The organism is Hymenobacter canadensis (assembly GCF_027359925.1).
GTDB classification, from domain to species: Bacteria; Bacteroidota; Bacteroidia; order Cytophagales; family Hymenobacteraceae; genus Hymenobacter; species Hymenobacter canadensis.
Genome location: NZ_CP114767.1, coordinates 1,812,577 through 1,836,074, shown reverse-complemented (window position 1 = coordinate 1,836,074; position 23,498 = coordinate 1,812,577). Strand labels below are relative to the sequence as shown.

At 61.1% G+C, this 23,498-nt stretch carries 18 protein-coding genes and 1 tRNA gene; 8 read left to right on the top strand and 11 right to left on the bottom strand.

Translation table 11 applies throughout. From position 1 onward, the window contains the following. The first annotated feature begins 193 nt into the window (after positions 1-193). Positions 194-1,594: an RtcB family protein gene (locus O3303_RS07915; RefSeq protein WP_269561521.1), complete on the top strand. Its 1,401-nt coding sequence runs from the start codon at positions 194-196 to the stop codon at positions 1,592-1,594. Positions 1,595-2,337: 743 nt separating this feature from the next. Here the strand turns inward: O3303_RS07915 and O3303_RS07910 are convergent. Beyond that, on the bottom strand, positions 2,338-2,553 hold the full coding sequence (locus O3303_RS07910; RefSeq protein ID WP_269561520.1) for a PID-CTERM protein-sorting domain-containing protein: 216 nt from the start codon (positions 2,551-2,553) through the stop codon (positions 2,338-2,340). Between the two features lie 95 nt (positions 2,554-2,648). Continuing rightward, positions 2,649-6,965, bottom strand: coding sequence for a DUF4394 domain-containing protein (locus O3303_RS07905; protein ID WP_269561519.1), 4,317 nt, complete (start codon positions 6,963-6,965; stop codon positions 2,649-2,651). Positions 6,966-7,656: 691 nt separating this feature from the next. Here O3303_RS07905 and O3303_RS07900 point away from each other — a divergent pair. Then, positions 7,657-8,079, top strand: coding sequence for an OsmC family peroxiredoxin (locus O3303_RS07900; protein WP_269561518.1), 423 nt, complete (start codon positions 7,657-7,659; stop codon positions 8,077-8,079). 14 nt (positions 8,080-8,093) lie between these two features. On the opposite strand, the gene O3303_RS07895 is transcribed toward O3303_RS07900, so the two are convergent. Both O3303_RS07895 and O3303_RS07890 read right to left on the bottom strand, forming a co-directional pair. Further along, a complete protein-coding gene (locus O3303_RS07895; protein ID WP_269561517.1) occupies positions 8,094-8,630 on the bottom strand; it encodes an MOSC domain-containing protein in 537 nt (178 codons plus the stop codon). 34 nt (positions 8,631-8,664) lie between these two features. After that, a complete protein-coding gene (locus O3303_RS07890) occupies positions 8,665-9,372 on the bottom strand; it encodes a VIT1/CCC1 transporter family protein (protein ID WP_269561516.1) in 708 nt (235 codons plus the stop codon). Positions 9,373-9,511: 139 nt separating this feature from the next. Between O3303_RS07890 and O3303_RS07885 the strand changes: the two genes are divergently transcribed. Continuing rightward, positions 9,512-10,171, top strand: a complete 660-nt coding sequence (locus tag O3303_RS07885) for a Dps family protein (protein WP_269561515.1) — start codon at positions 9,512-9,514, stop codon at positions 10,169-10,171. A 63-nt stretch (positions 10,172-10,234) separates the two neighbouring features. Here the strand turns inward: O3303_RS07885 and O3303_RS07880 are convergent, their stop codons facing one another. Then, on the bottom strand, positions 10,235-10,624 hold the full coding sequence (locus O3303_RS07880; protein WP_269561514.1) for a low affinity iron permease family protein: 390 nt from the start codon (positions 10,622-10,624) through the stop codon (positions 10,235-10,237). A gap of 367 nt (positions 10,625-10,991) precedes the next feature. On the opposite strand from O3303_RS07880, the gene O3303_RS07875 reads away from it, so the two are divergent. Further along, a tRNA-Leu gene (locus O3303_RS07875) sits at positions 10,992-11,073 on the top strand. 75 nt (positions 11,074-11,148) lie between these two features. On the opposite strand, the gene O3303_RS07870 is transcribed toward O3303_RS07875, so the two are convergent. Beyond that, a complete protein-coding gene (locus tag O3303_RS07870; protein ID WP_269561513.1) occupies positions 11,149-12,729 on the bottom strand; it encodes an NFACT RNA binding domain-containing protein in 1,581 nt (526 codons plus the stop codon). A 165-nt stretch (positions 12,730-12,894) separates the two neighbouring features. Between O3303_RS07870 and O3303_RS07865 the strand changes: the two genes are divergently transcribed. After that, the gene (locus O3303_RS07865) at positions 12,895-13,374 is read left to right on the top strand and encodes a hypothetical protein (RefSeq protein WP_269561512.1); all 480 of its coding nucleotides are present in this window, start codon (positions 12,895-12,897) and stop codon (positions 13,372-13,374) included. A gap of 6 nt (positions 13,375-13,380) precedes the next feature. Here the strand turns inward: O3303_RS07865 and O3303_RS07860 are convergent, their stop codons facing one another. The 3 genes from O3303_RS07860 to O3303_RS07850 form a co-directional block, all read right to left on the bottom strand. Next, positions 13,381-14,151 (bottom strand): MBL fold metallo-hydrolase, encoded by a 771-nt coding sequence (locus O3303_RS07860; RefSeq protein ID WP_269561511.1) that lies wholly within the window; start codon positions 14,149-14,151, stop codon positions 13,381-13,383. A gap of 103 nt (positions 14,152-14,254) precedes the next feature. Then, a complete protein-coding gene (locus tag O3303_RS07855; RefSeq protein ID WP_044017296.1) occupies positions 14,255-14,632 on the bottom strand; it encodes a response regulator in 378 nt (125 codons plus the stop codon). A gap of 66 nt (positions 14,633-14,698) precedes the next feature. Continuing rightward, the gene (locus O3303_RS07850) at positions 14,699-18,787 is read right to left on the bottom strand and encodes a PAS domain S-box protein (RefSeq protein ID WP_269561510.1); all 4,089 of its coding nucleotides are present in this window, start codon (positions 18,785-18,787) and stop codon (positions 14,699-14,701) included. 140 nt (positions 18,788-18,927) lie between these two features. Here O3303_RS07850 and O3303_RS07845 point away from each other — a divergent pair, with 140 nt between their 5' ends. Both O3303_RS07845 and miaA read left to right on the top strand, forming a co-directional pair. Next, positions 18,928-20,070 carry a glycosyltransferase gene (locus O3303_RS07845; protein WP_269561509.1) on the top strand — a complete coding sequence of 381 codons (1,143 nt, stop codon included), beginning with the start codon at positions 18,928-18,930 and terminating at the stop codon, positions 20,068-20,070. Further along, positions 20,067-20,981: a tRNA (adenosine(37)-N6)-dimethylallyltransferase MiaA gene (gene miaA, locus O3303_RS07840; RefSeq protein ID WP_269561508.1), complete on the top strand. Its 915-nt coding sequence runs from the start codon at positions 20,067-20,069 to the stop codon at positions 20,979-20,981. The genes O3303_RS07845 and miaA overlap by 4 nt, the downstream gene beginning before the upstream one ends. Before the next feature lie 72 nt (positions 20,982-21,053). Here the strand turns inward: miaA and O3303_RS07835 are convergent, their stop codons facing one another. Together O3303_RS07835 and pfkA are read right to left on the bottom strand one after the other, a co-directional pair. Continuing rightward, positions 21,054-21,674 carry a hypothetical protein gene (locus tag O3303_RS07835; protein ID WP_269561507.1) on the bottom strand — a complete coding sequence of 207 codons (621 nt, stop codon included), beginning with the start codon at positions 21,672-21,674 and terminating at the stop codon, positions 21,054-21,056. Between the two features lie 122 nt (positions 21,675-21,796). Beyond that, complete coding sequence (gene pfkA, locus O3303_RS07830) at positions 21,797-22,768, bottom strand: 6-phosphofructokinase (RefSeq protein WP_269561506.1); 972 nt, start codon at positions 22,766-22,768, stop codon at positions 21,797-21,799. 259 nt (positions 22,769-23,027) lie between these two features. Here pfkA and O3303_RS07825 point away from each other — a divergent pair, with 259 nt between their 5' ends. Continuing rightward, entirely contained in the window at positions 23,028-23,453 is a 426-nt protein-coding gene (locus O3303_RS07825; RefSeq protein ID WP_269561505.1) for a tellurite resistance TerB family protein, read from the top strand. Positions 23,454-23,498 lie beyond the last annotated feature (45 nt).

Here is a 23,498-nt window from a genome sequence, read left to right as displayed (position 1 = left end):
CACTACCAAGCGGCGGTTCGGCTTGTTGCCCAGTTTTTTTCATCCGGCAAATACAACACAAATCCTACTCAGTTATCCGCATTACCTATCATTCACAACTAATTACTTATTGTCAATCAATTGATAAGAACTGACCGATACTTGATACCAACTACTCAATACTAACTACTTCCCACTCACGAATTCCTCCATCATGGCCTCACAATTACGTGGCAACGACTTGCGCCAGCTCGGGTTTCCCGAGGGCCGGGCTATTGGCCTGGCGCTGGCCCAGCTGCAGCGCAAGCACCTCAAAAAACTCTCTCAAACCGACCAGTTGGCCCTGCTCACGGCCCTGCTGGCAAACCCCACTGACTTCCTCATCGACCTCGACTGGAGCCATACGGCTGCCGCGCTGCTGCCCGCGCCCAGCCGCCATATTGCCCTCACCGAGCGGAAAAGCTACGCCGTCTTCGGGGCCGAGCACATCGAGCAGGGTGCCATCCACCAGATGGAAACGGCCATGAAACTGCCCGTAACCATGGCCGGCGCCCTCATGCCCGATGCCCACCACGGCTACGGCCTGCCCATCGGCGGGGTGCTGGCCACCGACAACGCCGTGATTCCCTACGCCGTGGGCGTGGACATTGGGTGCCGGATGGCGCTGTCGGTGTTTGCGCTGCCGCCCAAGTTTCTGGAGCAGCGGGTGCAGGAGCTGCGCAAGCTGCTGCTGGAGCACACGCGGTTCGGCAACAAGCAGGGCTTCGTGCGCGGCCAGAAGCTCGACCACGCCGTGCTGGAGCGTCCCGAGTTCCGCGACATAGGCTTCCTGCGCAACAAGCAGGGCCCGGCCGCCGAGCATATCGGCACGTCCGGCGGCGGCAATCACTTCGTGGAGTGGGGCGTGGTGGATATCCTCGACCCTACCAATGAGCTGGGCGTGCCGGTGGGCCAGTACCTGGGGCTGCTGTCGCACAGCGGCTCGCGGGGGCTGGGCGCCAGCGTGGCCAACCACTACACCAAGCTCGCCAAAGACGTCTGCCAGCTGCCCGCCGAAGCCCAGAATCTGGCTTGGCTGTCGCTGGAAAGTGAGGCCGGACAGGAATACTGGGCCGCCATGAATCTGGCCGGTGACTACGCCTCGGCCTGCCACCACCAGATTCATCAGCGCTTGGCCAAAGCCCTGGGTGAGCGGCCTCTGGCGAAGGTGGAAAACCACCACAACTTCGCCTGGAAAGAACGGCTGGCTGATGGCCGTGATGCCATTGTGCACCGCAAGGGTGCCACGCCGGCCGGGGCCGGGGTGCTTGGCATCATTCCCGGCTCCATGACGGCTCCCGGCTTTATTGTGCGGGGGCGGGGCGAAGCGGCCTCGCTGTCGTCGGCGTCGCATGGGGCGGGGCGGGCAATGTCCCGGACCCGGGCCAAGCAGGAGCTGGGCGAAGCGGAGGTGCGGCGCTATCTGCAGCAGCACGGCATCGAACTGATTGGCGGCGGCCTCGATGAAGCCCCGCAGGCCTACAAAGACATCCGGGCCGTGATGCAAAGCCAGACCGAGCTGGTGGATGTGCTGGGCTCTTTCACGCCGCGCATTGTGCGGATGGAAGGTGCGTAGGTGCCAAGAGAACCAACACGATAAAAAGCGCTCAGGCAGTAGTCTGGGCGCTTTTTTGGTTAAGCGAGGGCGAGGCGGCGGCGAGCAACGCGGTGCTTCGACCGGAATTTGCCTGCGGCACCGTACTGATAGTCATCGATATCAGTAGTTTGAAAGAGGGAGGAGGCTGCAGACGACGAAAACGTGCTGGCAGACAATGTACCGCTGGCAATCAGCAGAAGGGCTACGGCAGTAGTAGGTAAGGATGAAGTAAGCACGTGACGTTCCATACGAATTGAAATTCGTGGTGAGAGGTAAACTCAAAACTCAATGGAACCTGGGCCAGGTGTGCTGCGCAGGAGTAAGCGTAAGAAGGGCGACAGCTACACCATAAAAAGTGGTGCAGCTGATAGTTTGATACTAACAGCAAAGGTACATACGATGACATAGTAGATAATGGATTTTGGATAGAATGAAATAAATTTGTGATTATTGTAAAATAATCCGGTAACCAATTGAATATGTGTGATAAAAAGACAAAGTCTTTCCGATATATTTAATAGTACTAGGGCACGTTTCCGAAGAATAGCTACGTGTCAGGCACAGTAGTTATATTTTATAATGATATAAGATAACCGAATTTTTTCCCTGGAGCCGTTGGGATGAGTCATTGGGCGAATTGCGCGCCAGTAGAAATACGGCACACGAAAAAGCCCGTTTCCAGCTCTGGAAACGGGCTTTTTCGTGTGCCGTATTAGCAGCGCTTAGCGCTTACGGTGTTCACGCAGCTTTTTGAGGCCGAAGCCTACGCCGGCTGCCAGTAGCAGCGAAGCACCACCGTCAATCGGTACGGCGGTAGGTTCTGGAACGGGGCCACCGGAACCGGGGCCCTGGGCCTGGACTAAGTTGATGCCCCCGGCTACTAGAAAAATTCCGGCCGTAGCAAAGGCAAAACGAAGCGAAGAGAAAAGGATTTTCATAGGAAGGGAAGTAGCAAAACAAAGAAGGTAAACCGAAGCCGGCACAGCGGTCCGGTTGCGAGGAAAGCCTGCGCAACCGGACCATTAGGCAACGACTATTCTACAATCAGGCGCTTGTTGATGGTGCCTTGCTCGGTCTGCAGCCGCAGCGTATACACGCCGGTGGCCACGCCCGTCAGCGGAATCTGGCGCACATCGGTAGAGCCGGCGGGCAGCGTGAGGCTGCGCACCGTCTGCCCGAGCGAATTGAGCAGCTGTACTGCCGTAGCTTGGCGTGCCAGCGAAGCAGGCAGGCTAACTGATACCGTGCCGCGGGCTGGGTTCGGGAACACCGCCACCTGCTGGCTCAGCGACGCCGGCGCATTGGCCAGCACGCGCTGCTGGGTGAGCAGCACCGAGAAACGACCCGTAGCAACCGCCCCAGCGTTTAGCACGAAGCTGTACTGTGCCTGATTGGTGAGGTCAGTGATGGTACCGGTCTGCGCATCGCGGAGGTATGCAAAAGTGCCGGCCGGCAGGCGCAGCAGCTCTGTGGCCCGCAGGGTGTAGCTGCCGGCGGCGGCTTGCACCCGCAGGGGCACCAGCACGTCGCGCTGTGCTAGTTGCGGCAGCGCATTCACGGCCAGCAGCGTACCCGAGGTAGCCTCGCTGGCCAGCAGCAGCGACGAACCGCCCTGCAGCTTGTAGGCATCCAGTTGCGAGTCGAAGCCGGCGGTAGCGGCGGCCTCGAAGTACACTACCGCTTCATCAGCGGCGCCGGCTGCGCTACGCAAATCCAGCCGTACCAGAGGCGAATCGGAGGCGCCGCGCTGGAATACGGGGTTTTCGTAGGACGTGTAGCGGGACGTATTGTTGAACGTGAGCGAAGCATCAGAGGTACCCGCGAAGCTGGCCCGGACAAAGAAGCCCTGGCCCGAGGCAATGCGCCGCTCACCGCCATTAGTGCTAGCATCAGGCCGGTTTACCAAATAAGTGGAATAGGTGCCGGCATACTGTCCCTCCGAGCGGTAGACATATACCGTGGCATCCACGTTGTTGCGCACTACCAGTTCCCAGTCAATGGGCGAAGGGTAGGGGTTGCCACGCAGGTGCCAGCCCGATTCGGTCTGCGTGCCGCGGGTCAGGTTGCCGGTGGTGTAGGTGCCATTATTGAGCGTGCCCACGAAATCCACGGTCTGAGCGGCCGGAATGTTCACGGTGTAGCCACGGCTAACCATCAGGGTGTCGGTGGTGGCGTTAGGCGAGAAGAAGCCTTTGTCGAAATCCTGCGGGGCGGGGTTGCCGCTGGTATTCACCCGGGTTTCGCGGTACCCAAATACGGTGGGGAAGGGCGTGACGGCGGCCGGAACCGCGGCCGTGTTGTAGGCGGGGTTCACCACCGGCGAGAAGCCGCTGGTTGCCAGATCGGCCACCGTGGAGACGGATACCGGCGCCGAATAATGGCGGTAGCCGCTGCCGCCGTTGCGGGAGCCATCAATGTAGCGCTGCACCGTGGCTCTGCCGCTCACCACACCCGCGCCGTTGTTCACGACGTGGGCCGTGCCGGTAGCGTTGGAAAGCAGCGTCAGGTTGCCGTTAGACGTGAAGGTGCCATTGAGCAGCAATACCCGCTGCACCAATACCGGTGCGCTGGCCGTGACGCCGGCCGGACCGGCCGTCAGGTTGTTGAACGTGGTGCTGGTGCCACTGATGGTCTGCACCGTTGAGCCCGAGAAGCGGAACTCGCCGTTGCCGGAGCCCAGTACCGAGCCGCCGGTATTCGTGAAGTTGCCATTGAGCGTGAGCTGGCTGCCGTCGGCCGTGGTGAGGGTGGCGCCGCTGCCCAGCAACAGGCTGTTGACCTGCTGGGCGGTGCTAACCACCGGGTCATTGGCAACGTCCGGAATCGTTACGTTGTCGGCGGCGGTGGGCACCTGCATGGGGTTCCAGTTGCCGGGGTTGGTCCAGTCACTGTTGATGGCGCCAGTCCAGGTGATGCCGTTGAGTACCGGCGTCAGGAAGGCGGCCAGCCCGGTGATATTGGAGCCACTACCGATGCGGCCGACCACCGTGGCGCTGCCGCTGGTCAGGTCGACGGTGTACAGGTTGTCGGCGCTGCTGCCCGTGGGGGCGGCCACCAGATACGCCGTGTTGACGGGCGTAGCCGGCGTAGTGAGGTCGGCGAAGATGTCGAAATCAGCCCCAGCCGCAATGGTCAGGCCCGTGGCCTCCTGGTCTACATACGTGCCGAGGTTGGCGTCAGTGGAGCGCAGCAGTACGTTGCGGGTCTGGTCGTAGCCGTAGAGTGTGGTGCCGGTGGCGGTGTTGTTGTCGTTGTTGGTATAGGCCACGCCCGACAGCGCCGGGGCCCCGTTGGGGTTCGTGAGCGTACCGTCGGTGAGGAACGTGCCATCGTTCGGGTTCATCCGCAGGTTGGCCTGGTTGGCAGCCGACGTGATACGAATCCGGTCCGGTACCGGGTTGAAGTCGAAGCCGATGCTGGAAGCCACGGTTCCTAGCGGCAGGGCCTGCAGGCTGCCTACCGGCGCCAGGGCGCCGGTGCTCAGGTTCAGAGTGTAGAGCTGGCCCTGCTGCGCGGTGGCATTGTAGCCCAGTGCGTACAGCATCCCATTGGCGGGGCGGAAATCGGTGCCCACCAGCACCTGCGAGCCATCCGCGGGCAGGCCGGTGATGTTGACAGCCGTGCGAATAACGCCGGGGTTGCCGGAGTCAAACGATACAAGGTTGCCGCCGGCCACGCCGTAGAGCAGGCGCCCCGTGAGGGCCGCCGACGCATTGGCGCCGCCAATCAGCGCGGCCACATCCCGCACCGGAATGCCCAGCCCGATGGCGCCCACCAGCGTGGGGTTGGCCGTGCCCAGGTCCAGCGTGTAGAGGTTGCTGGTGGCCTGTCCGTTGGGGTTGGCCGTCAGGAAGGCGCGGTTGGTGGAGGTGCTCTGGTCGAAGAAGATGTCGAGGTCAGCCAGGGCGTTGGCCGGGTTCAGGGCCAGGCCCGTATTGTTGCCCACCGTGTTCAGGATGCCGGCATTCGGCGGGTTCTGCGTGGCCAGAATGCTTAGCGCCTCATCGATGTCGTAGAGCACAGTGGCGGTGCTGCCGGGGAAGCTGTTGGTGTAGCCCACCGTGCCAATGCGGGGCGCGGTGCCGACGTTCGGGTCGCCGGCAGCGTACGTAAGCTGGCCATCGGTGGCAGCCAGGGCGCCGTTGTTGGGGTTGAGGCGGAAGTCGGCGCGGTTGGTGCTCACCACCCGAATCCGGTCCACGGTCGGGTTGAAGTCGAAGCCGATGTTATCGGTGGGGCCGCCCAGCTCCAGCCGGATGGCCATGCCGATGGGCGTGGCCACGCCTGTGGCCGGCACAATGCTGTAGAGCTGCGTGTTGTTGCCGGCCGTAGTAGCATCATAGCCCAGCCCGATGTACTGGCCGTTGTTGGGCCGGAAGTCGGTGCCCACCAGCGTCTGGCCGGTCGTGATGCCCGTGATTGTTGTGGCGGCCAGAATGTAGCCGGGCGTGTTGGAGTAGAACGATACCAGCGTGTTGTTGGTGTTCAGCGCATACAGCAACTGCCCGCTCGGGGCCGGCGCCGTCCGGTCGATGCCGAACGTAATGTCATCCACCGCCAGTCCGGCCTGGCCGGTCATCAGCAGCGAAGCGTTGCCGGAAGCCAGATCCAGGGTATAAAACGTGGTCTGCGGACCGGAATTGGTAACCCGCGTCACGGTCAGCAGTGCCAGCTGGCTGCGGGTGGCCGGGTCGGTGTAGATGTCGAGGTCTGTCTGGTCGCCGGCAGCCAGCAGAGGCAGAGCGTTGCGCGTAATGGACAGGGGCGTAACCAGCGTGCCGTTGTTGGGCGGGTTCTGGGTGTAGAGCGTTGAGCGGCTTTCATCCACATCGTAGAGTGTGGTAGTAGCTGTGCCGATGAAGCTATTGGTGTAGGCCACCGAGCCTACTGCCGGCGCACCGGAAGCCAGGTTCAGGTTCCCATCCGTGAAGGCCAGCGCGCCGTTGTTGGGGTTGAGGCGGAAATTGCCTCCCGTCAGGCTCGTCACCCGAATCCGGTCAACGGTAGGGTTGAAATCGAAGCCAATGCCCTCGGTGCCGCTACCCAGGGCCAGCGCCAGTGTGCCCCCAACGGCCGTAGCCGCGCCGGAGGTTTTGTTGATGCTATACAGCTGAGCCGTGCCGCTACCCGTGTAGCCCAGCGCAAACAGCTCGCCGGTTGCGGGCCGCGAATCCAGCCCCACGATGGTCTGGCCTACTGCCACGCCCGTAATCGTCAGGAAAGCAGGAGTGCCACCTCCGGTGAAAGTCGATACAATCAGCTGGCTGGATGCCCGGTTGAGGCCGTAAACCGTCTGGGCCTGGGCCGCTACGGTACCCAGCAGGCCCAGACCCACAGTGAGGCCCAGCATCCGGCGGTTGAAAGGCGTTAATGGAGAGCGTAAGGATGTTGTCATCACAGGAAATGGGAAGTGAAGTGGAAAAATGCAGCCAGATGTCTTCAGGTGCTGGTTGTACTTTGCTGATTCACAACTGGCCATTCCGAAGACAAGAGCCATACGGTAACTGCACCGGAATCGGATTGGTGAAAAGGATTAAATTTTCATTAAAAAATGCAAATGTATAAGATTGCGGCTATCTCTGAACACGTTCTTTCAATCTGCGTTTAGCGCTTTCCTGTACTATTTGAATAGTTCCAGGCAGAAGTAAGACCACACAAATAAGCGGCCGAGCACGATAGCCGACCCGATAGCATTCCATGGATAGGTGCCAGCTGCACCCGCGGCTTTTTGAATAGTCTGGAAGAACTATTCAGCACAATTTTCCGGTCGATTTTAAGCGTAACCCCTTTGCGAACGGTGTAGAGACGCGAGCATACGTCTACACCGTGCAGGAAACCGCCGGAACCAGTTGTACGGCTACCAGTAAGACGGGCGGTTTCCCAATTTCGTGCGGGCCGTTCCCGAAATGGAAGGCCCCCGCCTTGGGTAGGTTCGCCCGGGGAAGGTAAATTTCAGCCAAAATTGCGCCGCGTACCAGTGGGCTGCCTGCTTTGGCCGCCTACCACGAGAGGAGTTTACCCTCAGCGCCTATTAGCTTTATATGCATACTATTCAACGATTCGCGGCGGCCCAATGGCACGGCCGGGGCACCGACGGCGACGGCCAGATCAGTACCGGCAGCACCGTGCTACAGGAAGCCCGCTATGGTTACCGCTCACGCTTTGCGGAAGGAGAAGCGGGTACCAACCCCGAGGAACTGCTGGCCGCGGCCCACGCCGGCTGCTTCGCTATGAAGCTGGCTTTCAACCTGCAATCGGCGGGCTTCACGGCCGAGTACATCTATGCGCAGTGCGAAATGGCGATGCGCGAAGGCTGCATTGTCGGCTCGCACCTGACTGTTGATGCAACCGTGCCCGGGCTGTCAGCCGAGCAGTTTGAGCTTTTGGTAGACGACGCCAGCCAGAATTGTCCTGTGTCGAAAGTGCTGCAGGCCATCATCACCTACAAAGCCATACTGGCCTAGGTTCTGCCGCAGCGCTACTCCGCTGCTGCAGCCACTGCCGGTGCCACCCGCACCGCATCACCAACCCGGATGACGCCACCGTGCACAATGCGCGCTGTGATGCCGCCGTGGCCGCGCATGGCGTTGTAGCCGCCGGGGCCCAGCTCTTCCTCCATGCGGGAGCAGGGGTGGCACTCGCCCGTAATCTCCAGCACCACCGTGTCCCCGATGAGTATTTGCCGGTTCTTAAGTGCCAGTAGATTCAACCCACTCACCACCAGATTGCGGCGCAGGCGGCCGGGTTCCACTGGCGCCTCCAGGCCCAGGTATCCGCCCACGGCCGCCAGATGCTCCTGCTGCACCAGCGTAATCTGGCGCTTGCCGCCGGCTTTGGGCCGGGCGTGGTCGCCGGCCAGATGCCGGTCGGTTTCTACGGTAGCTTCGGGCACGGAGAGCAGTGGCTCGCGGCGGGCCGGGCGCAGGCCTATCCACTCCAGGCGGCCGGTCTGGGGCAGGGTGGAAAGTAGCCGGGCAATGGTGGACTTGTCGTCGCCGAAGAAGGGGAAAGGCATAGGGAATACCGGAATGAAGGAAGATAGCCGCTGACTACGAGCTGATCAGGCGGGCGACAAAAAACGCCGCGCCGGCCGCCAGCGCCCCGATACCGGCCATGCGCAGGGCACCGGTAACGGGCGGCTGGCCGGTCAGGCGGCTCTTGAGGTAGCCGAAAAGCAGCAGACACACCAGCGTTATCACCGCCGACCAGATCAGGCCGTCGGTTGGGGTGTTGGTCAGGAAGTAGGCGCTCAGCGGAATCAAGCCGCCCAGCGCATAAGCCAGACTGATGGTGACGGCACTTTTGGGGGCCTGGCGCGGGTCGGGCTGCTCCAGACCCAGCTCGTATTTCATCATGAAGCGCACCCATTGCTCGGGGTCGGCGGTGAGTTCCTGCACGGCCAGAGCGCGGGTTTCGGCCGAGAGGCCCATTTCGGCCAGCAGCTCATCCACTTCGGCCCGCTCTACGTGCGGTACCTGCTGCACCTCTTGGTGCTCGCGCGCCAGCTCGGCGGTATAATGCTCTACTTCGGTTCGGCCCGCCAGATAGCCGCCTAAACCCATGGCAATGGAGCCCGCCACAATTTCCGCCAGTCCCGCCGTAATCACCAGCTCCGACGACTGCACTGCCCCGCTCAGGCCGGCCGCCAGCGCAAAGGGTACCGTCAGGCCATCAGAAAGCCCGATGACAATGTCCTGCAACATCGCCGAACTGGTCAGATGGTCCTCCGGGTGGGGGTGCGTGTGGGCGTGCTGCATCGGGCAAATAAAACGGAGTATACGGGGCAAGTAAATGTGGGGTGTAAGCTAACCCAAATTTGGTTTCAAGCGTATGGATGCACGTTGCTGGCCGGTGGCTGGCGGCTTTCTTTTGATCTTACCTCGCTTCCTTTTTCCCATGGCCAAAGCTCCCGCCAAGAAACCTGCCGCCGCTGCGCCAGCTACTTCCAAGGCTTCGTCTGCCTCCAAAGCCGACGCCTCGACTGCTCCCAGCGTGCAGCCTATTCTCAATCAGCAATTCAACGCGCCGGCCCCGCTGCAGAAGTATGGCACGGTGTCGCAGCGCCTGCCCATCGGCCTCGACGAGAAAACCCGTCAGCAGAGCGTAACCAACCTCAATCAGCTGCTGGCCGACACCATCACGCTGCGCGACCTCTACAAAAAGCACCATTGGCAGGTAGTAGGGCCTACTTTCTACCAGTTGCACCTGCTCTACGACAAGCACTACGAGGAGCAAAGCACGCTGGTCGACACCATTGCCGAGCGTATCCAGATTCTGGGTGGCGTGGCCGTGGCTATGGCCCACGATGTAGCCGAGCTGACCAGCGTCCCGCGCCCACCCCGCGACCGGGAAGAGGCCCCCATCCAGGTGGGCCGTCTGCTGGAGGCGCACCAGATCATTCTCAAGAACTGCCACAAGTTTGCCAAAGAGGCTGATGATGCCGGCGACGATGGCACCAACGACCTCGCTGTGAGCGACGTAATGCGCCTCAACGAGCTGCAGGTGTGGTTCGTGTCGGAGCACGTGGTAGACACGCCGCTGGCCCGCGCCGAATAAGCGCCCAAGCGTTGTAAAAAAGGCCGGCCCGCTTTCCAAAGCGGGCCGGCCTTTTTTTGTGTCTCATCGGGGCTGGTGTCCGGCCTGTATTTTGGTTTCGTGGTTCTCTTCCGCTTCCTCCACACTGTGCGTGCGGCCCAGGTTGTGGTCTTGCCGGGCCATTTCGGCCAGCTTGGTGAAGTAGCGGTGCAGCAGATGGATTTCCTCTTCCGAGAAATCCTGGGCATTGATGAGCCGGTTGCTGGCGCCTTTGTGCGCGGCAATCAGTTCATTGAGCTTAAGGTGCAGCACCAGCGAATCCTTGTTCTGGGCCCGCTGAATTAGAAATACCATCAGGAAGGTGATAATGGTTGTGCTGGTATTGATGACCAGCTGCCAGGTTTCGGAATACTGAAACACGGGGCCGGTAAGGGCCCACACCACCACCGTGCCCAAGGCCAGGCAAAAAGCCATAGTGGTGCCAGACCACGTTGTAACCCGTCCTGCAAACCGAGCAAATACGTTCCCGTGCGACGAGCCGGCGGGCAATAAATCTTGCATGAGAATAGCGAATGAGACGTGAAATGGTGCGCCGGAGCTCCGGTACCGCCGAATTTCAGCAAGATGGCGGAATCGGAATGAAATTTTAATGAGCGGGTTTTTCGCTGATCCTGAGTGCGCAACGGTGCGCGGTACGTTGTTGGCGCAAGGTAATCGGCAAAAAATACGCGTACGGGCTTGCGCCACCCGGTCGTAGTCCCTACTTTTGCTCTCGCTTTACCACCTCAGTAAGGCCTCAGATTTTGGTCTGAGCAAGTTTAACAGGAGTGCTTGCCAATCTGCGCACGTGGTGAAACTGGTAGACACGCCATCTTGAGGGGGTGGTGCCTTCGGGTGTGGGAGTTCGAATCTCCCCGCGCGCACTCCAATAAAAAGCCGCTTCAGCTAAGCTGAAGCGGCTTTTTTGTGTCCGTTTGCGGCGCCCTCCGGCAGGGGGCTTACCCGCCGTTGCGCTCGAACGGGTTGAGGGGCACTACCAGCACCACCTTTTCGCGCTCGACCAGCACTTGGCCCGGCAGGGCGCCTTTGGGCTTGCGCACGAATTTTTTGGGCGTCACCGTCACCGGGCAGAGCGAGTCGTTCTGGCGGCGCGAGTACCACGCGGCCAGCTGGGCCGCGCGCTCCACCACGGGCTCGGGCACCGGCTGGCCGGCACGGTGCCGCACCACCACGTGCGAGCCGCTCACGTCCTTGGCGTGCAGCCACAGGTCGTCTTTGTGGGCGTAGCGCTGCGTGAGCAGGTCGTTGTTCTGGGCATTGCGGCCCACCAGAATTGTGAATCCCGAGTCTTCGAATACTTTGAATGGCAGCTCGGTGGCGGCTTTTGCTTTGGTCTGGGGCTCCAGCTGATGCTGCTTGCGCCAGGCGCGCAGAGCCTTCAGATCAGGCGGGAGCAGGGGCAGCTCTTCCAGGCGCTCCAGGCACCAGAAGGCTTCGGTTTCGCGGCGCTCGGCCCGCTCGGAGAGCTGGCGGGTTTCCAGCTGCTGGTTTTTGGCCTTACGGTAGAGGTTCTGGGCCGTGCGCTGGGGTGTTTCGGAGGGCTTGAGCTTGATGGTGCGGGGCTGATTGTCCTGGTAGAAATCCACAACTTCCACGCTGCTCGCGCCGGCCGGAATCTGGCTCAGGTGCGCCATGATGAGGTCGGCAGTCTGGCGGTAGCCTACCGTATGCTCCAACGCATAGAGCCGGCGGCGGGCCATGCTGGCGCTGGTGGTGGCTTCCTCGGCGCGGCGCTCCAGGGTCTGGCGGAGCTGCCGCAGCTCCAGCTCGTGGGCGCGGCGGCTAAGGGCTAGCGGCATGAAGGCGCGCAGGGCGGCAACAGGGCCGGAGGCCGGGAACTCCCGCTCAATCTCGCCGATGGGCAGCAAGCTCAGGCGGGTGCGGCCCTCCAGTGTGGTAAGATAGAAGGCCGCTGGGTTTTCGAGCTGCCGAAGTACCTGCTGCACCAGCTGCTCCTGCTGCTCTGCAGTTGCCTGGTCGTAGCCGTGGGCGCGCAGATAGCGGGCGGGCAGATCGGCCAGGGCCGGGTAGCGCTTCAGTGGGTGCGCGGCCGGCAGGGCAGGAGCGGAGGGAGAATCAGGAGCGGTAAACACCGGTTGCAAGTCGGCATCGGTGGTGTAGCGCTGGTGGAACAGCACGGCCGGGCCCTCGGGCCGGGGGCGGAAAACGGCGTTGGGGCGGGAGCTATAGAGTTTCAGCAGCAGCGTGGCGCCACTCTCGAAGCGCAGCTGTAGCACCCGGTCGTGGGGCGCGGCCGTGACGTCGCGCAGCTGCTGGCCCAGCAGGTCGGGCAGCAGGTCCACGGAGTTGGCGCGGGCGCGGTGGAAGGTTTCGGGTAGCGCAAGCGCCGTGAAGGTGGCCGACAGCTGGGCCTTCAGCCAGAACTCCGCCGTGCCGTTGGTCAGGCCCAATACCAACTCATCCTTTTCCTGCGAAAAGCACGCCACCACCCGGTAGCCGGCCAGCTGCTGCGTGAGGGCGGGGGCCAGCTGGCGCAGGAAATAGTAGTTGGTGTGCATGAATTAGGGGGCTTATTTGCCGGGTGTTTGGAAAGAAAGCCTCCTAACACGAAAGCTTCCGGCGAAGATAAAAGCGGAAATGCCGCCACTACACAGGCTTGCAACCTTTGGTCGGGCTACAGCATCTCCTTTACACGAGCAATTACACTCGCTCAGATATTAACTATGAAACAGTCCCTACTTTTTGCCGCGCTGGTCGTAGGTCTTGGCGCCTGCCAGAAATCAGATAACAACGAGGACGCAACACCGGCCGCTATGGAGGCAGCATTCAGCCAGGATTTCACGCTCAGCTATCGGCAACAGGCGTTGCTGCCGACAGTAGCTCAACCAGAACTGACTGTGGAGTTAGCTGATTTGCAATACTCTATCTGCCCCAAAAATGCCCGTTGCTTCACCGCCAATTTCGTGTTTCCGCTGTTGGCAATTACCGACGCGCAGGGCAGAACGCAGCAGCTGAAAATGCCGGTAAACAACACAACCGGCTTGCAGACCGGTGCTTTCATCGACACCGCCAGTGTACGGGCAAACGGCCGCCGCTACCTGGTGCAGTACACCAGCTGGCAAGCCAAAGAAACTGACCGCAACTACGCCGAGAAGCAGGACTTATCCGTGAAATTACGCATCACCAAACCGGCCGGAAACTAGCCTGCGCTACTCCACCTCCAGCCGTAGCCCATCATACGCCAGCCGGATGAAATCGGGCAGGGTGGCTTCCACTTCGCGGTGGCGGCCCAGCAGGTGGCTGATGTGGGTGAGGTAGGCGCGGCGCGGCGCCAGCTCTTCCAGCACGGCCACGGCTTCGGAAAGCGAGAAATGCGAGATGTGCTTTTCCTGCCGCAACGCATTGAGCACAATCACGTCGGAGCCGCGCATCAGGTCCAGAGAAGCCGACGAGAGGTGGTTGGCATCCGTGACGTAAGTGAAGTTGCCAACCCGGAAGCCCAGCACCGGCAGCTTGTAGTGCATAGCCCGGATCGGCTGAAAGGATACGCCCTGCACGTCGAACCGGTCGATGTCGCTGAGGATGGGAATGGTTTGTACCTGCGGCACGCCGGGATACTTGTGCTCGGCAAAGATGTAGGCGTATTCGCGCCGCAGCTGGTCCAGCACGCGCGGCTCGGCATACACCGGCATGTCCTGCTGCTGCTTGAAATTGTAGGCCCGGATGTCGTCCATGCCGGCCGTATGGTCTTTGTGCTCGTGCGTGAACACCAGCGCATCGAGGTGGTCGATCCGCTCCCGCAGGGCCTGCTGCCGGAAGTCGGGGCCCGAGTCGATGACGAGGCTCTTGCCCTGCACCTGCAGGTGCACCGATACCCGCAGCCGCTTGTCGCGGTAGTCGAGTGAGCGGCACACGGCGCAGTGGCACCCAATCACGGGCACGCCCTGCGACGTGCCCGTGCCAAGGAAAGTAATTTGCATTCTTTAGAAGTGAGACTATGAGAGGTGAGAAGTGAGACTACGTTCTGCGGGCTTTTGCAAGAACGTAGTCTCACTTCTCACCTCTCATAGTCTCACTTCTGCATTAGCCAACGTATTGCTTCACCACGCGCACCAGGGCGTCGAAGTCGAGCGGCTTGGGCAGATAGTCGGTTACACCAGCTTCGCGGAACTGCTCCATGGAGTAGTTGTTGGCATTGCCGGTGATGGCAATAATTGGGATTTTGGAGATACGCTCATCCTGGTGCGCCCGAATTTCGCGGGTGCACTCCATGCCGTCTTTCACCGGAATATTGATGTCCATCAGCACGCAGTCGATGGGCTGGCTTTCCACCTGCTTGATAACTTCGCCACCATTTTTAGCCGACACGATGCGGTACTGCTGGAGTTCGAGAATTTTCTTGGTCAGGTTCAGAATGACAGAGCTGTCTTCCGCAATCAGTATCGTTTTCGTGTCGCTCATGGGGGAGAAGAAAGGAGAGTTGGAAGGGCAAAGAAAAGGGGCAGACGCTGCGCAGTCAAAGCAAGCTCAATCTACGCTGGTTAAGGCAATGTATTGTGATTTGAACTGATCAAAATAACGCAACAATTTCTGGAAATCCTGCTCTGTTTTTTGGGTGTGGTTCAGTTTCAGCTCGTGCTCCAGCAGCTTGGCACATTCAGCCAGGGCCGTAAGCCCCAACGTGAAACCAGTGCCCTTTAGCTGGTGCAAATGTGGTAAAATCCCAGCGTACTGCCCGCTGCTCACCAAAGTTTCGGCCTCTTCCAGCAGCTGGCCGGCTTCCACCTCAAAGTCCTGATAGAGCTGCGCGGCGAATTCGGCCCCGCCCAACTGGCGCAGCTGTTCCAGCACTTCCGGGTCGATGAACAGCGGGGGCTGATGGGCTAGGTGCGCGGCGGCCGGAGCAGGCGGCAACACCTGCGCAGCTTTGGCTGGCCCCTCGCTGGTGGGGGGCAGCATGGCCGGGCCCGCCAGCACCCAGCGGCGCAGCACGGCGTGCAGGTCCTGGCTTTTCACCGGCTTCGAAACGTAGTCGTCCATACCCTCATTCACGAAGCGTTCGGCATCTTCCTTCATGGAGTAGGCCGTCATGGCCACTATGGGCGGGCAGGTGCTGCCCAGCCGCCGCCGGATTTCGTGCATGGCCGTGACGCCATCCATCTCCGGCATCTGGATGTCCATGAAAATCAGGTCGAAAGGCGCGGTGCTGCTGGTAGCTTTGCTGATGGCTTCGAAGCCATTGTCGGCCATTTCAATCTCGCAACCCAGCTTGTCGAGCAGCCGGGTGGCCACTTTCTGGTTGATGGGATTGTCGTCGACGAGCAGCACGCGGGGGGGCGTGTCGAAGCGGGCAACGTCGGGGCCCCGCTCGCGGGAAGCCAGGCGCTCCTGCACAATTTCCTCCTCGTTGTGGGCCGCGTGGCAGACCAGCGTGAACCAGAATGTGCTACCGTCGCCCTCGTTGGAGAGCATCCCGATTTCGCCGCCCAGCAGTGCCGCCAGCTGCTTGCTAATGGCCAGGCCTAGGCCCGTGCCGCCAAACGATTTGGTAGGCGTTGTGTCGAGCTGGGTGAAGTTGGTGAAGAGTAGTTTGGCGTTGTCCTCGGAGATACCAATGCCCGAATCTTGCACGGCAATGCGCAGCATATATTCGTCGCCGATGTGCGATACCGTGGAGACAATGATGCTGACGGTGCCCTGCGCCGTGAACTTGATGGCGTTGGAGGTAAGGTTGCTCAGCACCTGCAGCAGCCGGGTTTCGTCGGAGATGATGAAGCGCGGGGTGCCGGGCGCAATGTGGTAGGTGAAGGTGAGGCACTTCTGCTGGGCGCGGTTCGAGAAAAGCGAATGAATCTTGTCCAGCGTGTAGTGCAGGTCCATGCCCTCCTCGTTGAGCTGCAGCTTGCCGGCCTGAATCTTGGACAGATCCAGAATGTCGTTGAGGATGGCCAGCAGCGCGTCGGACGATTTGCGCAGCGTATCCACGTACTCCTCCTGCTCTTCGCTGCTCACGGTCTGGTGCAGCAGGTCAATCATGCCGATGATGCCGTTCATAGGCGTGCGCAGCTCGTGGCTCATGTTGGCCAGGAACAGTGTTTTGGCCTCCAGCGCCGTTTCGGCAGCCTCCTTGGCATGGCGCAGGTCGTCCTGCATCTGCTTGAGGCCCGTAATATCGCGCCCGATGCCCTCGGTGCCACCGGGGCCATCCACCACGCGCCGCGCATTCACGAGTACGCTCACGGCATGGCCCGCCTTGTGCAGCATGGCAATTTCGAAGTTGCGCGCCTCGCCATGCTCCATCACGCTTTGCAGCAATACCTCGCGCTCATTCGGGCTGAGATAATAGTTGGTAATAGGCGTGCCCGTTACTTCCTCAGGCGTGTAGCCCAGCATTTCCTCCACCGAGGGGCTCACCAGCGTGATAATCCCTTTGCCGTCGGTGCGGTAGTACACATCCTGGAACGACTCGAAGATGGCGCGGAACTTCTCTTCCTGCGCCGCCAGCTCCAGCTGCCCGCGCTTCTTCTCCGTGATGTCGTGGGCAATGCCCGAAATTTCCTCGAACGAGCCGTCATCCAAGTAGATGGGGTTGAGGAAGATTTCGCGCCACGAATCGGCTCCGCGGGCGTCGCGCAGGCGCACCTCAAACCGTTGCGGGTGGCCCTGAAAGGCTTTGCGGTAGTTGTCGAGAAACAGCTCGCGCGGGTCCTTTTCCATCATGGCCAAGTCGGCCTGGAACAGGTTCACGTTGGGTGTGGGGTACACGCCGTTGCGGCGCAGGAAGTAGGCGGCGTAGTTGCGGTTGAAGCTGGTCAGGCGCGAGTGGGTGTCCACGCTCCACATCAGGTGGGAGCCGCTTTCGAAGATGGCGTTCAGGCGGGCGTTCTGCTTCTGAATCTGCACCTCGTTGCGCTTGCGCTCAATGGCCAGCGCCACCTGGTTGGAGATGAAGTGCAGGATTTCCAGGTCGGTGGGCGCGTAGGCGTCGGCCTTATAATAGTCCTGAACGGCAATCACCCCGATAATCCGCTCGCCGATGCTCAGCGGCGAGCACAGCATCACCTCCGGCATCAGCCCGTAGGCCGTGATGGTGCCGTTGCCGATCAGCTCTTCCAGCTCGTGGCGCAGCATGTATTGTGGCCGCCCGGTGCGGATGATGTACTCCGACATGCCCGACGAAAACGGCCGTGACACGGCCCCGGTGTCACCCTGCGAATTCTGATCGACGAAGTAGGCAAACTGCAGCTGCGTGCGGGCTTCGTCGCAGAGGGCAATGAAGAAGTTGTTGGTTTCAATAATCTTGCTCAGCTCGCGGTGAATGGCGCCGTAGAGCGAGTGCAGATCCTTGGAGCTGATGGCCAGATTGGCAATGCTGTAGTACACTTTCTGCAGCCGCTCCGCCTTGATGCGGTCCGTAATGTCGTGCAGAATAGCGCGGGTGCTCACCGGCTCGTCGTCCTGCCAGGAGCAGCTGATGGAGCCGATCAGGTGGACGGGCTTGCCGGTTTTGGTGAGAAACACGGTTTCCAGCTTGTTCACCTTTTCGCCCTTGTACAGGTTGCGCAGCTGGTAGAGCAGCTTGGCCTTGTAGTAAGGGTGCACCACGTCGGAGAGCGTGAGGTGCGGCAGGTCGTCGTCGTCGTAACCGAGCTTTTCCTTCCAGGCCTTGTTCACGAACAGCAGCCGGTTATCGATGCTCAGGTTCTGAATCAGGTCGTGGGCATTGTCGAGGAAGTCCTGTAGCCGGTTGCGGTTGTCGGTGAGGGCGCGGGCTGCCACGTGGCGCTCCGTAAAGTCGCGGCCGACCATGAAGATGCCGGTAATCTGGCCCTGGGTGTCCTGGGCAAACTCAGCGTGCCAGTAAACCATGCGGGTTTTGCCGCTTTTGGTGACGAGGGCCCGCTCGTAGAAGTCCTGCAGCTGCTCCGTCTGGATGATGTGGCGGTAGTTTTCCTCGTTGGCGACGCGGGTGGTGATGGGCGAAAATAGCTGGTTGTAAGGCTGGCCCAGCACCTCGTTCCGGCTGTACTCCGTGAAGTCCAGAAAGAAGTCGTTGACGTCGAGGACGATGCCTTCGCGGTCGAGCAGCACGTAGCTCAGAGTCGTGCGCGAGAGCAGGTCGCGCAGCTGGTGCTGGCTGTGGTCGATGAGGCGCTGCTGGGTATTCTGCTCGTAGCGCTGGCTGTCCTGCGTAACGTCGCGCAGAATCAGCTGCACGCGAACCGTGCCCTCGGGCAGCGCCAGGCGGTGCAGAGTGGCCCAAGCCACCAGCGGCCGCTGGTCGGCGGGGTAGCGGCCGCACCAGCGGGCCGAGGTTTCTTCGCCGGTGCGGGCCGTATGCCGGATGGCTTCGCGGAGCCGCTTTTCGTCGCGCCATTCCTCGGCGTGCCCGGGCACACTTGTGGCCCCTGGCACGGCCAGCGCCATCAGGCCGGTTTGCTGGAGCTGCGCGAGGCTGGTGCCCAGCAGGCGCTGCGCGGTCTTGTTGCAGTCGAGCAGCTGGCCCTGCTCGTCGTAGAGTAGTTGGGCGTCGTAGGCCTCTTCAAACAGAGCCCGGTACAGATCAGGAGGCGAGGCCACGGCAGACGAAGCCAGCGGAATGGCAGATTGCGGCATGAGGGGAGGCAGTGGCTTCGGCGGCAACGACAAGAAACTACCGCCGGGGCCCGGTTTAACCGTTAAATTTGTCGAAAATATCCCAAACCCCTGCGCTTTTTGCCTGGCGCCATTTTCAGCCGGGCACTGCGCTCTGTTCTATGGCTGCACCGCGCCTGCTTTTCACCGTCACTACCGATCTGAATTACGACCAGCGGATGCAGCGCATCTGCGGCTCGCTGGCGCAGGCCGGCTACGACGTGCTGCTGGTGGGGCGTGAGTGGCGCACGTCCCGGCCGCTCACGCCGCAGCCCTACGCCCAGCACCGGCTGCGCTGCCGCTACCAGCATGGCAAGCTGTTCTATCTGGAGTTCAACCTGCGGCTGCTCTGGTTTCTGCTGCGCCAGCGCGCCGCCGCCTGGTGCGCCATCGACCTGGATACGGCCCTGCCCGTGTGGCTGCGGGCCCGCCTAGCAGGGCAGCCGCTGGTGTACGATGCCCACGAGCTGTTCACGGAAGTGCCCGAAGTGGTGGCGCGTCCGGAGGTGCAGCGGCTCTGGCGCGCCGTAGAGCGGTTTGTGGTGCCGCGCGCCGCCCTGGCCTACACGGTGGGGCCGGCACTGGCGCGCCTTTTCGAGAGCCGCTACAGCCGGCCGTTTGAGGTGATTCGCAACATCAGCCGGCTGGAAACGGCTCCGCTGCCGCCCGCGCCGGCCGCGGCACCTGAAGGAGGCTACATTCTCTATCAGGGTGCCCTCAATGCCGGACGCGGACTGGAACAGCTGCTGGCGGCCATGCCCGCCGTGGCGGGGCGGCTGGTTATCTGCGGTGAAGGCGACCTGTCGGACGCGTTGCGGGCGCAGGCGGCGGCGCTGGGCCTCACGCAAAGCGGGCAGGTTGAGTTTCGGGGCTTTGTGCTGCCCGATGAGCTGCGCGAGATTACACGCCACGCCGGCGTGGGCCTCAACCTGCTCGAAAACCTGGGCCTGAGCTACTATTACTCGCTGGCCAATAAGTTCTTTGACTACCTGCATGCCGGCATCCCGCAGGTAGTCACTGATTTTCCCGAATACCGCGCCCTCAACGACCAGTACGACGTGGCCGAGCTGGTGCCCGACCTGCAGCCCGCCACCCTGGCCGCCGCCCTCAACCGCCTGCTGCCCGGTGGCGAGGCGGCCCGCTACCGGCAGCTGGCCGAAAACTGCCGGCTGGCCCGGCCGCAGCTCAGCTGGCAGCACGAAGAAACCCGGCTGCTGGCGCTATATGCCGCGCTGGTCGGCCCTCCCCAACCCGTTTCCGCATGAGTGTTCTTTCTGATCTGATAACTACGCTGGAGTTGCAGCTGGCCGCCGCTCCGGGCCCTGTGCTGGTGGTGGTGGCCGGCCCCACGGCCGTCGGCAAAACGGCCCTCAGCGTGCAGCTGGCCCAGCATTTCCGCACCGAAATCGTGTCGGCCGACTCGCGGCAGTTTTTCCGGGAGATGAGCATCGGCACGGCCAAGCCCACGCCCGCCGAGATGCAGGGCGTGCCGCACCATTTCATCGACTCGCACAGCATCACGGACGACTACAGCGCCGGCCGTTTCGAGGCCGACGGGCTGCAGGTGCTGGAAACGCTGTTTCAGCGCCACCAGGTGGTGGTGCTCACGGGTGGCTCCGGCCTGTACCTGCAGGCCCTCACCGACGGCCTCGACGAGCTGCCCACCGCCAACCCGGCCCTGCGCACCCAGCTGCAGCAGGAGCTGGCCACCACCGGCCTCGCGCCGCTGGTGGAAGAGCTGGCCCGCCTCGACCCCGTGGCCCACGCCCGCATCGATAGGCAAAACCACCAGCGCGTGCTGCGGGCCGTGGAAGTATGCCGCGCCACCGGGCAGCCGTTCAGCAGCTTCCAGACGGGGCGCACCGTGGCCAGCCGGCCATTCCGCATCATCAAAATAGCCCTCACCCGCGAGCGGGAGGTGCTGTATGAGCGCATCAACCAGCGGGTAGATGAGATGCTGGCAGCGGGCCTGCTGGCTGAGGTGGAAAGTCTGCTGCCTTTTCGCCACCACAATGCACTGCAAACTGTGGGCTACCAGGAAATCTTCGGCTACCTCGACGGCCTCTACGACTGGGAGGAAGCCGTGCGGCTGCTCAAGCGCAACACCCGCCACTACGCCAAACGCCAGCTCACCTGGCTCCGCCGCGATGCGGAGTATCAGTGGGTGGTGCTGTAAATTCCATATTTGTAAGGCGCAAGTCTCGCTGCTGAAAATAGGTCGGGACTTGCGCCTTGCCAGTGAAAGTGGCTAAAAATGGCGGCCCACTTTCAGTTGCAGTGTGGCCAAAGAGTTGCCGAAGGTGTCATTCTGAAACAGTGCCTTGCCGCCTACCAACCACTTGCGGGCTGGGTCAACGGCCACATCTAGGTTAAACGAAAACAGGTAGCCGGCATGCAGGCCATTTTCCTGATCAAGGGCGAGGAAAGTTGTACCCGTAGTGGGGTTCAGGCGCGTTGAGGGTGCCCCGTAGCGGCTGGAGTAGCCTGCGTAGCCGCCGCCGCCCACTGCAAACAGCACCCGCCTATCATTACCGAAAGGATACAGGTAGAACTCCTGCTCCAGATTTATGGCTTGGTACGACATGGCGTAGGGCACCGTAACGCCTTCGTTACTGGGCCTGTCGGGATTATATACAGTATTAAAGGACTCCCGGCTGCCTCCCACAAAGGCCAGTCGGGTACCGGTGCTTAGGTGGCGGCCCAGCAGCCGCGCATACTCCAAATGGGCCTTGAGGGCCATGTAGTCGCCGGTTCCTACGCCGGCCGAGCCTATACCTAGCTGCAGGCTGCCGCGGGGAGGAGCATCCTGTGCCTGTGCTACAGTAGCCAGAAGCGTACTGGCAATCAGAAAACAATATCTGCTAAGCATAATACAAAAAATACATGGTGAAAGAGGAACTAATTCTGGATACTGTAGAACGCAAATTCCCTACCACAATTCGAATTGTGGTAGGGAATAACTGATTATTCTGACAAGACTTTAAAAGGCAGCTACACGCTCAGAATCTCCACCATGCGCATGAAGCTCTGGTTGATGAGCTTTTTCTTGTTGATGGTGTCGGTGAATGGAGTGTACACCAGCTTGCGGTCCACAATGCCGGCCATGACGTTGCGCATGCCGTTGAGCAGGCCTTCCACGGCCGCAATACCGATCTGGGAGGCGAGCATGCGGTCGGCGGCGGAGGGAGCGCCTCCGCGCTGGATGTGCCCGATGATGGTCACGCGGGTGTCGAGCTCCGGAATGGCTTCTTTCACGCGCTGGGCCACAATGTGGGCGCTGCCTTCTTCCTCGCCTTCGGCCACCACCACGATAAACGAGGTCTTGGAGCGCTGCCAGCTGTTTTGCAGCGAGTCAATCACCGCCTCAGTGCTCATCTGGGTTTCCGGAATCATCACAATTTCGGCTCCGCCGCCGATGGCGCACGGAATGGCAATGTAGCCGGAGTCGCGGCCCATCACTTCCACAAAAAAGCAGCGGTCGTGCGAGTCGGCGGTGTCCCGGATCTTGTCGATGGCCTCCAGGGCCGTGTTCACGGCCGTGTCGTAGCCGATGGTGTAATCAGTGCCGAACAGGTCGTTGTCGATGGTGCCGGGCGCGCCCACGGTGGGGATGCCGAACTCCTGCTCGAAGAGGGTGGCCCCGGTGAAGGTGCCGTTGCCGCCGATAGCCACGAGGCCCTCGATACCGTTGTTAACCAGCTGGTCGAACGCCTGCTGACGGCCTTCCTTGGTCATGAACTTCTGGCTGCGGGCCGACTTGAGAATGGTGCCGCCCTTCTGAATGGTGTTGGATACCGAGGCCGAGTCGAGGCGTACGAATTCGCCCTTGATCATGCCACTATAGCCGCGCATGATACCATATACCTCAATGCCGTGGTAAACGGCCGTGCGCACCACGGCCCGAATGCAGGCATTCATGCCCGGTGCGTCGCCGCCGCTGGTGAAAACTGCAATACGCTTCATCGTCCTTCCTGTCAAAAATGTCCATTCTGCCTTCCCCCGGAGGGCAGAACGGGCAAAGGTGGCAAATCAATAGCGAAAAGCCATTCCGTTTTGCGCAGGGCCATGAAATTTAGCGAAACCGGGCCGGCTGTTTTTTTTCGAGCAACGTATGCCCACGAGTTGGAAACCAGTGTTCCGCCTAGTAACTTCCACTTGCCGCCCCCGGCCGGGCGGCTTTGTTATTTCATTTCCTTCCGCCCTTCCTAAGCCGCACCCACCTATGTTTGGTTTTTTTGAAAACGAGCAAACCCGGAAAGTCAAAAGCCACATTCAGAATCTGGCGGCACTGGCTAAGGCTGATGGGCACATCGACGAGCGGGAAATGAGCTTTATTGTGGCGGTAGGCAAGAAAAACGGTATCCGTGCCGACGAAATCCGGACGCTGGTGGCCAACAGCGCCAACAGCCGCATGGTAGTGCCCGACAACGATTCGGAGCGCTTCGACCAGATTTTTGATATGGTGGACATGATGCTGGCCGATGGCATCGTGGATGACAATGAAATGGACTTCTGCACCATCATGGCCGAGAAGCTGGGCTTCCGCAAGGACGTAGTGGGGCTGCTAATCAAGCAGATTTCGCAGGGCGTGAAAGACGGAATGGACCGGGACAGCATCAAATCCGGCACCCAGACGCTGCTGAAATGAACAACTAATTGATAGTGCATAACGAGCAATGCGCCGTTTAGCAAA